Consider the following 13,343-nt stretch of genomic DNA (forward strand, 5'->3'; position numbering starts at 1 on the left):
TTGCTTGATACGGCACTAGCAACGCAACCGCTGCGCGCCGTCATCCGCGGAAAGCGCGCCGATCCCGGCATCCTCGAGCAGCTCGCGCCTCGGGAACGCGAGGTGCTCGCCGCGATCGGACGCGGATACCACAATGCCGAGATCGGCGGGCTGCTGACCAAATTGCGGGCGCGCGACCGGGCGCATCGTGATCGCACACGCCAGCGGGTCACTCGACGAGGAACACCGTTCCCCGGCGAACAACCGAAGCTATTTCATGACGGAGATTTTCGCCGAGGCACCGCCTGCCTCAGCTCCGCCGCCCTCGGCGGTGATCCGGTCCTTGGCGACGCCGTCCTTCTCCAGTTGGCTCGCGACGGCCTCGGCGCGCTCCTTCGAGAGTTTCTTCTCCTGGTCCGCGGGCAGCGACTTCGGCACCACGTAGCCGGTCACCTTGATCTTGGTGTCCTTGGCCTTGTTCAGCACCTCGGCGACCGACTTGAGGGTGGTCTCGCTCTTCTCATCGAGCGTGGCCTTCATCAGCGCGAAGTGGATCGGGCTCTCCTTGAGCTTGTTGTCGATCTCGCTCTGTTCCGGAGCGGCCGAGGCCGAAGCGGAGGAGGAAGAGCTCGATGGCGCACTGCTGGACGACGGCGCCGAAGCGGAGCTGCTCGCGCCCGCTCCCTGGCCACCACCGGAACCGCACCCGGCAACGATCACCGCCGCGGAGACCAGCGAGACCATTCCAGCGACCGTACGAAACTGTTTCACCGAATTCTCCTTTCGGGGATTCATCAAGCGAATTACGGCCGCAACCTAACCCACAACGGGGCGGATAAAAACCGCAGAGAAACATAGCAAAGGAATGCAAATCACCGTGAGTGTCCGACATTCCCCACGGTCCGGCGTGGTCGTGCTATCGAACGGGTGAAAACGAACCGAACTCGTCGCCCGATCGACACCCCGGGCAGGAAACGGGTCTCAGCGGTCAGCCGTTCGCGCGGAAGTACTTTCGCTTGGGTCCGGGTGAGCCTGCCGGGGTATCGGGGTTTCCGCGGAACCGCCGTACTCGTAGTGCCAGTGCAGAACGGCAAGATGCGCGTGCATCGCGACCCGGGCTCCGGCCTGGTTCCCGGCCGCGAGGTGGCGGAATATCTCCCGGTGTTCCCGGTCGATCCGCCTGGCGAATTGCGCGGGAAGGTGCTGACCGAGCAGCCGCTCACCGAGGATCCGCAGCACGGGTTCGAGCCCGACCTCGAACACCGGATTGTGCGCGGCGGCCAGGACCCTGGTGTGGAACCGGTACTCGCTCGCGTACAGATCGGGCAGATCCTCTCCGCCGGGATCGACGAGGGCTTCCCGGATGTGTTCGAGTTCCTCCGCGGTCCGCCGACGCGCGGCCAGCCCGACCCCGTGGATCTCGAGCAGATCGCGGATCTCGGCGAGCGAACGCGTGGAGTCCCCGCTGTCCTCGGTGAGCAGCCGGATCGGCGCCAGCAGATTGTCGGCGAGCCTGCCTGGGGTCGGGCGGCTGACGAACACTCCCCCGGTGACGCCGCGTTTGGTGGTCACCAGCCCCTGACTGGCCAGCACCCGGAACGCCTCGCGGGCGGTGTTCCTGCTGACCCGGTACTGCGCGGAGAGCTCCGGTTCGGTGGGCAGCCGGTCGCCGACCTTGAGTGTGCCGTCCAGGATCTGCTGCCGTACCCGGGCCGCGACCTGGTCGTACGCGGTCGCGCGCGGTTCGGGAGCGGAACCGTTGTGCGCCGGGACATCAGAGATTGGCGCGTGCATCATCTGCCACCTTTCCGGGCAACACCGCCTGATACTGCTCCCCGGCCCGCGCCTCGCGCATGATCCGTTCGCGCTGTGGCCAGTACGACCAGTACGCGCCCGTATAGCGCAGCCGGGTGAGCTGGAGCAGGAAGGGGTTGTCCGCGTAGTTGTTGTCTTCCGCGCCCGATCCGGGTTCGGTGGGCAGCATGACCCTGTGCTGCTCGGTTTCCGGAACCAGGCTGCGCAGCAGGCGAAGCGTCCGGGTCCAGCGCCCGTCCGGCGCCCGCAGCGTCCCGGGGTCCTCGGGAAGTTCGGGCGAGAAGTAGTAGACGGGCCGGATCCTGCCGTGTCCGTCGAACAGGAACTGCCGTTCGTAGGCCGCCGCATCGGTGCACTCCGCGCGCGGGGTGAGCACGATCGGTTCGACGGCGGTGTTGGACTGCAGTCCGGGGACGGTGTCCCGGCCCGCGCACTCGGCGGCGAACCGGATTCCCAATGGGGAGTAGGGAAAAACCCGGATACCGAGGGTGTACCCGACGACGGCGGCATCCCAGTCCAGTGAGCGGCGCACGATATCGGCCAGGGTGGCCGCGGTCTCCCCGGGCATGGCGAGCAGTACCTCGGCCATCACCGGGATCCCGTGCGCGCGGGCGAGTGCGCACACGGTGCCGATGTCGTCCGCCGTGTAGAACCGGGTGCCGCGCGCGGTGACCTTCCATCCGTCCAGCAACTCGTCCCGGACGTGATCGGGAGCGAGGTTGATGCCCGCGCATCCGGCCCCGGCCAGCAGCTCCATCAGCTCGGCGTCGAACGGTGCGGGCTGGGCGTAGATCCACAGCCGCATGCGGTGCAGCGGCGAGCCCGGATCGGTCCGCTTGCGCCGGATCACCTCGGCGAGCACGGCCTTGGTGTGCGAGATGAGCAGATTGAACTCGCTGTCGGTGGTGTGCAGGTCGTACACGCCCGAAGCGGTGAGCAGTTCCATCTCGTCGACGACCGCGGTCACCGGTCGCCGGGTGAACCGGCTGCCCTTGGCGTCCGGCTCCATGCAGTGGGTGCAGGCGAACGGACAACCGTTCTTGGTCAGGATGTTGCCCAGCCCGCCATGCCGGTAATAGGCGAGGTTGTCCACTTTGCCCGGCACCCCGGAGCGGCGCAGGTACGCGGTGCCCGCCAGCGCCGGGTTCCGCGCCGGTGCTGCCGTGCCGCCCTGTTCCGGATACACCAAGGGGTGGCCCGCATTGACGATCAGCCCGGGCGCCCGGTGCGGGGCACGGTCCTCGGCGAGCGCGCAGGCCAGCTCGAGAATGTGGTGCTCGCCGGGCCCTTTCACCCCGTAGGGAATGTCGAAGTACTCCACGAGCGCGTACGGCATCGAGGAGAATCCGACCCCGCCGGCCACGATGGGCGCCGCGCACTGGCCCGCGATCTGCCGGAAAACCGCGCGGTGCTGCTCGAGGAAGACCCGCTGCTCCTGTGGATAGATGGTGTCGGTATTGCGCACCGTGACACCGACGAGCAGTGGCCGGTGCGTGGCGAAGTACTCGAGCAGTACCGAACGCCAGTCATCGCGGTGCCAGCACAGGTCGAGCACCTCGGCGCGGAACCCGCCGAGCTCCAGCGCCGTGGTCAGGATGTCCAGCGCATAAGGGGTGATCGGCGGGTGCACCTGATTCGGATTGACCAGCGTCACCAGACCTTTCGTCATCCGGCACGCCTCCTTCCCTGCCACGCGCGAGCCATGGCCGCCCGCAGCCGGACAGCGCAGTGAACCCGGACAGGAACCACCGTAGGAATCCCCGGCTCACCGGCGGGGCCGGAATGCGACAGGCCCGATCCGTTCTCCGCCACGGCCCCATCCCGGCTCACCCGGCCAGGGTGTCGGACGGGGGCCGGCCGAACCGGTGCCGATAGTCGGCGGCGAACCGGCCGCGATTGAAGAACCCTTCGCCGCGCGAGATGTCGGCGACCGTGGCGGTATCCGGATCGGCGGCGAGCAGTTTCTGGTGAACCCGGTCCAGCCGGACGCTCTTGTAGTAGTTCATCGGGCTCACCCCGAGCGTCTCCTGGAACTTGCGCTCCAGGGTGCGGGTGCTGACCCCGACGGCATCGGCGAGCCGGGCCTGCGTGTAGTACCGCTCGGTGTCGTTGTGCAGGATGTCCAGGCTGCTGCGCACGATGCGCGAGGTCGCGGGAGCGGGATCGGCGTCCAGATCCTCCCGGTAGTTGTGGTTCGCGGCCAGCAACAGCAGGGTCATCAGCGATTCCTCGGTCACCTCGATCAGGTTGTGGTGCCGGTAGAGCTCCGGCGCGCATTCCATCCGGTTGACCACCCGGGCGACGTCCTCGGCGAACGCCCGCCCCGCCCCCGCGTTCAGGTCGACCGTCAGGTCGAGGTCGAGCGGGCCCCGGTACAGCGGGCGGCCGAGCATCCGCGCCAGGTGGGCGTGCAGCGCGGGTAGTTCGAACCGCACCACCCGCTGGGCGCAGGCACCCGTCCAGCGCATGCTCAGCCATTCGCCGGGATTGGGTACCGCGGCGATCCCGGGACCGGTGTACGCCTCCTGGCCACCGCAGCGGATCACGCTGTTGCCGGACAGCGGGATCATCGCGACGAAGAAGGATTCCAGGTGCCCGGGCACGATCTGCACATCGTCCCCGTAGGCGATGTCGTTCACCGAGGTATCGCGCAGGCGCCGGGACCACATCGTGGCGTCCAGCTGCCCGTCGCGGCGCAGCATCTCCAGATCATGCGGGCACATCGAGCGCTGCACGACCGCTCTCGCCTGATCGACATCCGTCATATGCTGCTGTCCGGTGTGCTGGAGACACCGTTGTTCGGTGTACGGCAAGGTGCTGAACATGGTGGCGAATCCCCGCGTGCTCGGTCGTTCCGCCGTGGTGAACCGGAACGAACTACCGCTCTCACTGTACCGCAAATCCCGATCTGCAAATTGCTATTCGTGGAGTGACTCCGTTCGGGTGGCGTCCACGGCTCAGTGCTCGAAGGGCACCGGTTCCCCGAGCGGAGCCAGCACGGCGGTGAAATGCCGCAGCGTACGGGCCTGTTCGAGGATGCGGTACCCGGAAAGCGCGGTGGCCTTGGCCGCGACCTGAGCGGCGATACCGGCGACGTACTCGAGGTGGTTGCGCGTATAGACCCGGCGCGGGAGGGCGAACCGCACCCACTCACGGGGCGCCGGACGGTCCGGTCCGCCTTCGGGATCGGGTCCGCCGAACACGAGCGTGCCCAGATCGGTGACCCGGACCGCGCCCGCCAGATACAGGGCATTGGCCAGGGCGGTCGCGGGCAGTTCGGCCGCCGGGATGTGCGGCAGCAGCGCGGCGGCGTCCACGTAGACGGCGTGGCACCCGGTCGGGCGCAGCACCGGGAACCCGGCCGCCTCCAGCTGACCGGCGAACCAGCTCGCGGATTCGGCGCGGTATTCGAGGTAGCGGGGATCCACCACCTCGCGCAGGCCCTGGGTGAGCGCTTCGAGATCGCGACCGGCCAGCCCGCCGTAGGTCGGGAACCCCTCCACCTCGATCAGCCGGTCCCTGCAGTCGCGGGCCAGCGCGGTATCCCGCAGGGCGATCAGGCCGCCGGTATTGGCGAGGCCGTCCTTTTTCAGGCTCGCGAAGCAACCATCGGCGAGGTCGAACATCGCCCGCACCACGTCCGGAATGCTTGTCCGCGCCCATTCCGGATCGCGCCGCGTGACGAGGTAGGCGTTCTCGGCGAACCGGGAGGCATCGAGCAGCACCGTGATCCCGCGCGGGGCGCACAGCCGCCGCACCTCGGCCAGGTTCGCCGGCGAGACAGGCTGGCCACCACCGGCGTTGTCGGTCACGGTCAGCACCACGCACCGCACCCGCTCCGGACCGCGCAGCACCCGCTCCAGACCTTCGAGGTCGATGTTTCCGCCGAACTCGTCCGTGCTGTCCACACAGCAGGGCAGGTCCACACAGGGCGCGCCCGCCGCGGTCACGCTCGCGGCCGTGGTGTCGAAATGCGTGTTCGCCACCGAGATCTCGCCCGGCCGTAGCAGTGCCCCGAACAGAATCCGCTCCGCCGCGCGGCCCTGGTGCACCGGGATCACCTCGGGCATCCCGGTCAGTTCCCGCACCACCGCTTCGAAACCTTCGTAGGACCGGGCACCCGCATAGGATTCGTCCCCGGAGAACACGGCCGACCACTGCGCCGCCGACATGGCCGCGGTTCCGGAATCGGTGAGCAGATCGACGGTCACCTGCCGTGCCGGTACCCGGAACAGATTGAATCCGGCCTGCGCCAAGGAATTCCGTCGCTGTGCCGCAGTGGGGAACGGGATCGGTTCCACCGACTTGATCCGGAACGGCTCCATGAACGGGGTGTGACCATCGTCCGAGTGTCCAACCACCTGCGCCCCGGGGAAAGGGCCATTCGGGGCGCTCAGGAACGGTCGAGATAGCGGACGGCCAGTTCCGCGCCGACCGTCGTGGTGTGCGCGATGATCCGGTCCGCGGAGGCGGTGACGGTTCCGGCGAGCCAGGCGCTGACGAGTTCGGCGAACCCGCCGATGCCCAGCAGCACGCTCATGTGCAGATCGGTGTGGTCGACGTCCGGTTTCAGGTACGGCGTGGCGAGTTCGATGAGCAGATCGGTGAACTGGCCGATGGTGTCGTGCCGGAGCCGTTCGAGCACCGCATTGCCCGCATGGTCGCCGAAACCGATCCTGGCCAGTCGTGGATCGTCCACGATATCGCGCACCAGCCGGTCGATGGCCGCGTTCAGCTTGGCGAGCGGGTCATCGGGCGCGGCCATCACCACCTCGAGCAGCCGCTGGGTCGTGTCGGCGCTGTGCTCCTCCCAGACCGCGCCCAGCAGCGCGTCCCGGTCGGCGAAGTTCTCATAGAAGTAGCGGTCGGTGAGTTCGGCACGCGCGCACACACCGCGCATGGTGACCGCGGCCCACCCCTGCTCGCCCCAGATGTCGAACGCGGCCTCGATGAGCTTGCGGCGGCGCTCGGCCTGCCGCTGCTCGGCACTGCGCCCGGCATAGACCCCGCGCCTCGGGTGGTTTCTCGTCACGGCTTCATCTTGACAAGCATCGGGCCAAAAGCCAATCTGAGGGCATGCGACCTCAGAGACGGCGGTTGCCATCAGATGGGCCTCGGGGTCCCCTCGGCGCCCGGATGCTCACCCGGGTTTCCACGGCAGCGGTGCGCCCGGTGGTCTCCGCGATCCCGGCTTCCCCGCGCGGGGTCTGGCTGACCCGCAGGGCGGCGGCCGGTGCGCTGGCCGCGTTCTCCCCCGCCCTGCCCGGCTCCCGGATCGAACCCTGTTCGGCCCCGCTCGCCGGGGGAACACGGTTGCGGGGTGAATGGGTGCGCGCGCCCGGGGTCGGCAGCGGGGACTCGGTGCTGCTGTACGTGCACGGCAGCGGGTACGCGATCTGCTCGGCGCGCACGCATCGCGGGATCACTTCCCGGCTCTCCGCGGGCATCGGCATACCGGTGTTCTCCTGTGACTACCGGCTCGCGCCCCGGCACCGGTTCCCCGCGGCGGCCCAGGATGTGCGAGCCGCCTACGACTGGTTGCGTGCCCAGGGATACCCACCGGAACGGATCGTGCTCGCCGGTGACTCGGCAGGCGGGCACCTTTCGGTGATCCTGGTCGCCGAGCTGCTGCGCGCCGGGCTCAGCCCACCGGCCGGGATGCTGCTGTTGTCCCCGCTGGCCGATCCGACCTTCGGCCTGGCGCGGGAGCGTGAACGGGCGCGCCGGGATCCGCTGGTGTCCGCGGCGCGGGCGGCCAAGCTCCTCGAGCTCTACACCCGAGGAGCGGATCCGGCCGATCCACGGCTGGCCGTGTCGATACCGCACGACCGGGACTGGCCGCGCACGCTGATCCAGGCCGGTGGCGCCGAAATGCTGGCCGCCGACGCCGAATGGCTCGACCGAGAACTGCGCCAGGCAGGCGCGGACTGCGAACTGACGATCTGGGACGAACAGATGCACGTATTCCAAGCTTTCGCCACGGTCAACCCCGCCGCGCGACGGGCACTGGCCGAGGGGTCCGCGTTCCTGCGCACCGCGCTGCGCCCCGGTGAACGGACGGTCCCGGCATGATCGGCCCGTTGTCCCGAAGGGATCGCCGCAGTTTCGACGCGGCGGCCGTGGTCACCGGGGCGGGAAGCGGAATCGGCCGGGCCTTCGCGCGAGAACTGGCCCGCCGCGGCGGCTCGGTGGTGTGCGCGGACATCGACGAGTCGGCCGCCAAGCAGACGGTGCGGCTGATCGAGGATTCCGGTGGCCGCGCCGTTCCGGTTTCCTGTGATGTCACCGAAGAACGGCAGGTGTGGGATCTGTCCGAGACGGCGGAGCACTGGCTCGGCCGCCAGCCCGGCCTGATCGTGAACAACGCCGGAATCGGCACCGGAGGCACGCACATCGGCGACACCGCGCTTTCCGACTGGCGGCGCACCCTCGCGGTGAACCTGTGGGGCGTGGTGCACGGAACCCACGTGTTCACCCCGTGGCTGCGCGCGATGAATTCCGGCGGGATCATCAATATCGCCTCGGCCGCGGGATTCGCCGCCGCACCGCGAATGGGCGCGTACAACGCCAGCAAGGCGGCCGTGGTGGCACTGTCCGAGACGCTGGCCGCCGAACTGGCCGGGACCGATGTCGCGGTCACCGTGGTGTGCCCGACCTTCGTGCAGACGAACATCCTGGCGAGCGAGACCATCGACAACGCCGCGGCGAATCTCGCGGGCAAACTCATGCGCCTGACCGGGGTTTCGCCCGAATCCATCGCGCGGACGAGCCTGGACGCCAACGATCGCGGGCGGCTCTACGCACTGCCTCAGCTCGACGCGCGACTGATCTGGCGCACCAAACGCCTGCTGCCGGGTGCCTATCTCACCGCGGCGCGCCTCGGCGAACGCCTGTTGCCCTGAACCATCGCCCTGAACTCACCGGAGAGGGAGAGAACCATGTCCTTCGACTACGCGGAAATGCTGCAGACGATCAAGGACAAGCAGTGGTCCTTGGCGGACATCGACTGGGACGCACCCGGTGCGGATGCCATCACCGATCAGCAGCGCCCCAAACTCAAGCAGTTCATGTCCGATCTGGTGTGGATCGAGAACATCGGCGCGCGCGGATTCGCCGCGCTGTCCCGCCAGGCGCCGAACGAGACGATCAAGCAGATCTACACCTATTTCCACGCCGAGGAACAGAAACACGCGAACGCCGAACTCGCGCTGATGAAGCGCTGGGGAATGCTCGTGGACGGCGAGACCCCCGAGCCGAACACCCAGGTCCGCATGGCGATCTGGATGCTCGACCAGTATGCCGACCAGATGCCGTTGACCGGGCTGGCCACCGTGATCCCGATGCTCGAATGCGCGCTGGACGGGGCACTGGTGAAATTCCTGCTCGAAGAGGTCAAGGATCCGCTGTGCCACGAGGTTTTCAAACACATCAACTCCGACGAGTCCCGGCACATCGCGGTGGATTTCAAGGTGCTCGATCTGGTGGGTGCCGGTCCGGCGCGGCGGTTGCTCATCGAATCGGCCGCGATCCTGAAGCCGAACATGTTGCTCTCCCTGCTCCTGGTGTTCGTGCCGCTGCTGAACAAGATGCGGGACAACATCGTCGCGATGGGGCTTTCCGAGCAGAAGCTCTACAACGCGATGAAACGGTTCGCCAAGAACGGCGATCGCAGCGCGAACATCCGGCGCCTCCCCGCCTATCAGCTGTTCAAGCAGCAGGCCAGGATGGCCACCGATCGCAGCCACCCGTACCACCGTTATCTCGCCGATCCGCTCGTGGCGCTCACCAACCGGTTCCCCGCGCGCATCCTGGGCAAGCAACCGACCTGGTCGCGCGAACTGACCCACGAGCCGGTGGCGAAGTAGGGCCATGAGCGAGCACGACGACACGGCAACGGTACTGATCATCGGGGCCGGGTTCGCCGGTCTCGGCACCGCGATCCGGTTGCGCCAGGCCGGAATCACCGATTTCGTGATCCTGGAACGGGGCAGCGGGGTCGGCGGAACCTGGCGGGACAACACCTACCCGGGTGCCGCCTGCGATATTCCCTCGCTGATGTACTCCTTCTCCTTCGTGTCCAATCCGGACTGGTCGCGGGCCTATTCCGGGAGCGCGGAAATCCTCGGCTACATCGAGCACATGGCCGAGGAATTCCAGCTGTACCGGAACATCCGATTCGAGCACGAGGTCACCGGGCTGCGCTTCGATGAGCAGACCGCCCGGTGGACCGCGAGCGTGCGCGAGGGCGCGGAGTTCACCGCACGGGCCGTGGTCATGGCTGCCGGTCCGCTGGCCAATGCCAGTTATCCGGATATCCCCGGCATCGAGCAGTTCACCGGGCACACCATGCTTTCCGCCCGCTGGGACCACGAGTACGACTTCGGCGGGAAACGCGTTGCCGTGATCGGCACCGGGGCCAGCGCCGTGCAGATCATTCCCGAACTCGTCGAGCAGGCCGAGCACGTCACCGTTTTCCAGCGCACCCCGGGCTGGGTGCTGCCCAAACCCGATCACCGCAACCCGGACTGGCTGAAGACTCTGTTCCGCGCACTGCCCGGAACCCAGAAAGCCGCGCGGGAGGCGCTGTTCTGGGGCCACGAGCTCATGGCGCTCGGGCTCGTGTGGAACAGCCCCGCGACGAACCTGCTGCAAACGGTGGCCAATGCCTACCGTCGGCACGCCGTCGCCGATCCCTGGCTGCGCCGCCAGCTCACCCCGGACTACCGGATCGGCTGCAAACGCGTCCTGCTCAGCAGCGACTACTATCCCGCACTACAGGCCGAGAACTGCAAGCTCATCAGCTGGCCGATCTACGCGATCGCGGAGAACGGGATCCGTACCGCGGAAGGAATCGAGCACGAGGTCGACTGCATCGTGTTCGCCACCGGATTCGATGTCTGCAAGGCGGGAACCCCGTTCCCGGTGACCGGGACCGGAAACCGCGAGCTCGCCGGCGCCTGGGCGAGCGGGGCGCAGGCCTACAAAAGCGTGACCGTTTCCGGATATCCCAACCTGTTCCTCACCTTCGGCCCCAATTCCGGGCCAGGGCACAATTCCGTCCTCGTCTACAACGAAGCGCAGATCGACTACATCGTGCAGGCGATCCGGCACCTGCAGCGGAGCCCGGACCGGCTGCTCGATGTGCGCGCGAACGTGCAGGACCGGTACAACCGGCGAATCCAGCGCCGACTGTCCAGGACCACGTGGAATTCCGGTTGCCAGAGCTGGTATCTCACCGAGGACGGCTTCAACGCGACCATGTATCCGGGCACCGCGACGCAGTACACCCGCCAGCTCGCCCGGTTCGCGCCCGAGCACTATCGCGACTAGGGCAGCACGACCCGGCGCCCGCGGGAGTGCCCGGACTGGCTGTCCCGGTGCGCCGCAGCGGCTTCGGCGAGCGCGTACGTTCGCTCCACCGGAATGCGCAAGGCACCACGTTCGATGAGCGTGGCCGCCTCGCCGAGCGCGTCCGGCATACTCCCGGCCACACCGGAGAAGCGGACGCCGAACTCCGGTGCACCGAGATCCGCGATGGTGATCACCTTCCGCGGATCCCCGGTCAGCGCGACGAGTTCACCGAGCACACCCGAACCCGCGAGATCGAGGGCCGCGTCGACCGGGCCGAATTCGCGTACCCGATCGGCCCAGCCCGCGCCGTAGGTCGTCGCCACCGCACCGAGCTCGCGCAGATACTCCTGGTTCGCCGCCCCGGCAGTGCCGATCACCGTGATGCCCCGGTCCCCGGCGATCTGCAGCACCGCCGAGCCGACTCCCCCGGAGGCTCCGCTGACCAGCAAGGTCTGTCCGGGCCGCACCCCGACCTCGCCGAGGATGCGCAGCGCGGTCTCCACCACGGAGGGATATCCGGCCGCCTCCGCGAACGACAGACCTTCGGGAATGCGGGCCCAGTCGGACAGCACGGCGAACTCGGCATAGGTGCCCGAGCCTTCGCCGAACACCCGCGCGCCGGGCTCGATCCCGGTCACACCCGCGCCGATCTCGTCCACCACCCCGGCCGCGTCCAGTCCGACCCCGGCGGGCAATTCGATCGGATGAGTCTGCTGGAACTGGCCTTCCCGGATCCGCCAGTCGACCGGGTTCACCCCGGCGGCTCGCACGGAGATGCGTATCTGTCCCGGACCGGCATGGGGTTCCGCCGCGTCCTCGAGGCGCAGTACCTCCGGACCACCGAACTCGGCGAAGCTCACTCTCTTCATGCCATCGAACATAGCACTAACCGTTAGCTTTTTGCACCTGTTCTGCTTTCGTATCTGCTAGTGTCACAGCGTGACCGCACCACCCGGACGCCGGGCCCGCAAGAAGGCCGCGACCCGCAAGACGATCGCCGACACCGCGCGGCGGCTCTTCCTCGAACACGGCTACGACGCGGTCGGGATCCGGGACATCGCCGCCGCAGCCGATGTCGCCGTCACCACGGTTTTCGCCCACTTCGCCGGGAAGGAGGCGCTGGTGTTCGAACAGGACGAGAACTTCGAACAGCGGCTCACCGAGGCGGTCACCGAACGTGCGCCGGAAGACCCGATCCTCCCCGCGCTGCGCCGGGAAATCCGGGCCATGGTGCGGCATTGCGCGTCCGCGGAGGCCGCCCCGATCTGGCGGATGATCGAGAACTCGGCCGATCTGCGGAAGTACGAGGAATCCATGCGGCTGCGCCACGCTGAAGCGCTGGCCGCCGCCATCGCCGCCGATCCCGGTCCGCCCCAGGATCCGACGGCGGGCAGGGCGATTGCCCGGTTCGTGCTCGACGCCTATTCGGTTGCCCGCGAGGCCGCCGATCCGGACTCGGCCGTGGACGAGATCTTCCGGATGATCGAGGCCGCCTGGATGGCGAGCGAACCGGCCGCCCGATGAGCCACATCCCGTTCGACGGGATCGTCGAGCACTACGACGAGGACCGGTTCCACTACGAGGTCGCGCACCGGCTGGTCGAGGGAACACCGCACACCCCCGGCATGGACGTGCTCGACATCGCCACCGGAACCGGGCACGCCGCCTTCGCCGCAGTGTCCACTGTGGATCCCCGTCGGGTACTCGCCATCGACTTCTCTCCTGCCATGATCGAGGCGGCGCGGCGGAAGGCCGGAACACTCGATCCGGCAGGCATCATCGAATGGCGGGTCGGCGATGCGGCGCGGACACCGGTCGAGGACGCCTCCGCGGACCTCCTGCTCTGCGCCTCCTCGCTGCATTTCCTTGGCAGGCGGGCCCTCGACGACTGGGGCCGTGTCCTGCGCCCCGGAGGATTCCTCGCATTCAGCCTGCCCACGGCGGAGACCTTCCGCGCCTCGGCCACCTTCGCCGCCCTGATGCCCGGCGGCATCGAGCTGCCGAGCGACGCCGAACAGGCGATCGAACCCTTGGCAGCGGCCGGATTCCGCGAACCCACCGCATCCCGGTTCGAACTCGTCACCGACCGGCCGCGCGCCGCGTACCTCGTGCACGCGCGCGTACCGGGCTAGACCGATCGGCAGACAACCGAAACGCAAAAAGCTCGCGCTCTCCGCAAGCACCAGCCACAAACCCGG

The 13,343-nt window shown here is 68.2% G+C and carries 14 protein-coding genes; 6 read left to right on the forward strand and 8 right to left on the reverse strand.

What is annotated here, in order from left to right:
- Positions 1–15: 15 nt before the first annotated feature.
- From AD72_RS34580 to AD72_RS34615, 7 genes are all read right to left on the reverse strand, one after another.
- Positions 16–186, reverse strand: a complete 171-nt coding sequence (locus tag AD72_RS34580) for a hypothetical protein (protein ID WP_156365519.1) — start codon at positions 184–186, stop codon at positions 16–18.
- 63 nt (positions 187–249) lie between these two features.
- Entirely contained in the window at positions 250–750 is a 501-nt protein-coding gene (locus AD72_RS36245; protein WP_197285173.1) for an OmpA family protein, read from the reverse strand.
- 210 nt (positions 751–960) lie between these two features.
- A complete protein-coding gene (locus AD72_RS34595) occupies positions 961–1,773 on the reverse strand; it encodes a FadR/GntR family transcriptional regulator (protein ID WP_197285174.1) in 813 nt (270 codons plus the stop codon).
- Entirely contained in the window at positions 1,754–3,463 is a 1,710-nt protein-coding gene (tsrT, locus tag AD72_RS34600) for a tryptophan 2-C-methyltransferase (RefSeq protein ID WP_031470875.1), read from the reverse strand. The genes AD72_RS34595 and tsrT overlap by 20 nt, the downstream gene beginning before the upstream one ends.
- A 157-nt stretch (positions 3,464–3,620) precedes the next feature.
- Entirely contained in the window at positions 3,621–4,619 is a 999-nt protein-coding gene (locus AD72_RS34605) for an AraC family transcriptional regulator (protein WP_156365520.1), read from the reverse strand.
- A gap of 132 nt (positions 4,620–4,751) precedes the next feature.
- On the reverse strand, positions 4,752–6,119 hold the full coding sequence (locus tag AD72_RS34610; RefSeq protein ID WP_031470877.1) for a tryptophanase: 1,368 nt from the start codon (positions 6,117–6,119) through the stop codon (positions 4,752–4,754).
- A gap of 68 nt (positions 6,120–6,187) precedes the next feature.
- Positions 6,188–6,826 (reverse strand): TetR/AcrR family transcriptional regulator, encoded by a 639-nt coding sequence (locus AD72_RS34615; RefSeq protein ID WP_031470878.1) that lies wholly within the window; start codon positions 6,824–6,826, stop codon positions 6,188–6,190.
- 104 nt (positions 6,827–6,930) lie between these two features.
- On the opposite strand from AD72_RS34615, the gene AD72_RS34620 reads away from it, so the two are divergent.
- From AD72_RS34620 to AD72_RS34635, 4 genes are read left to right on the forward strand one after another with little or no spacing between them, the layout of a single operon-like run.
- Entirely contained in the window at positions 6,931–7,866 is a 936-nt protein-coding gene (locus AD72_RS34620; protein WP_031470879.1) for an alpha/beta hydrolase, read from the forward strand.
- The gene (locus AD72_RS34625) at positions 7,863–8,696 is read left to right on the forward strand and encodes an SDR family NAD(P)-dependent oxidoreductase (protein WP_031470880.1); all 834 of its coding nucleotides are present in this window, start codon (positions 7,863–7,865) and stop codon (positions 8,694–8,696) included. The genes AD72_RS34620 and AD72_RS34625 overlap by 4 nt, the downstream gene beginning before the upstream one ends.
- Positions 8,697–8,732: 36 nt before the next feature.
- Positions 8,733–9,659, forward strand: a complete 927-nt coding sequence (locus tag AD72_RS34630; RefSeq protein ID WP_031470881.1) for a hypothetical protein — start codon at positions 8,733–8,735, stop codon at positions 9,657–9,659.
- A 4-nt stretch (positions 9,660–9,663) separates the two neighbouring features.
- Complete coding sequence (locus AD72_RS34635) at positions 9,664–11,124, forward strand: flavin-containing monooxygenase (RefSeq protein WP_051899344.1); 1,461 nt, start codon at positions 9,664–9,666, stop codon at positions 11,122–11,124.
- Here the strand turns inward: AD72_RS34635 and AD72_RS34640 are convergent.
- Entirely contained in the window at positions 11,121–12,014 is an 894-nt protein-coding gene (locus AD72_RS34640) for an NADP-dependent oxidoreductase (RefSeq protein WP_031470883.1), read from the reverse strand. The two genes, AD72_RS34635 and AD72_RS34640, sit on opposite strands and share 4 nt — an antisense overlap.
- Before the next feature lie 70 nt (positions 12,015–12,084).
- Between AD72_RS34640 and AD72_RS34645 the strand changes: the two genes are divergently transcribed.
- Together AD72_RS34645 and AD72_RS34650 are read left to right on the forward strand one after the other, a co-directional pair.
- The gene (locus AD72_RS34645; RefSeq protein WP_031470884.1) at positions 12,085–12,669 is read left to right on the forward strand and encodes a TetR/AcrR family transcriptional regulator; all 585 of its coding nucleotides are present in this window, start codon (positions 12,085–12,087) and stop codon (positions 12,667–12,669) included.
- The gene (locus AD72_RS34650) at positions 12,666–13,277 is read left to right on the forward strand and encodes a class I SAM-dependent methyltransferase (RefSeq protein WP_031470885.1); all 612 of its coding nucleotides are present in this window, start codon (positions 12,666–12,668) and stop codon (positions 13,275–13,277) included. Before AD72_RS34645 ends, AD72_RS34650 begins: the two co-directional genes overlap by 4 nt.
- Positions 13,278–13,343: the final 66 nt, after the last annotated feature.

The sequence above is a fragment of the Sciscionella sediminilitoris genome (assembly GCF_000737195.2).
Classification (GTDB): Bacteria; Actinomycetota; Actinomycetes; order Mycobacteriales; family Pseudonocardiaceae; genus Sciscionella; species Sciscionella sediminilitoris.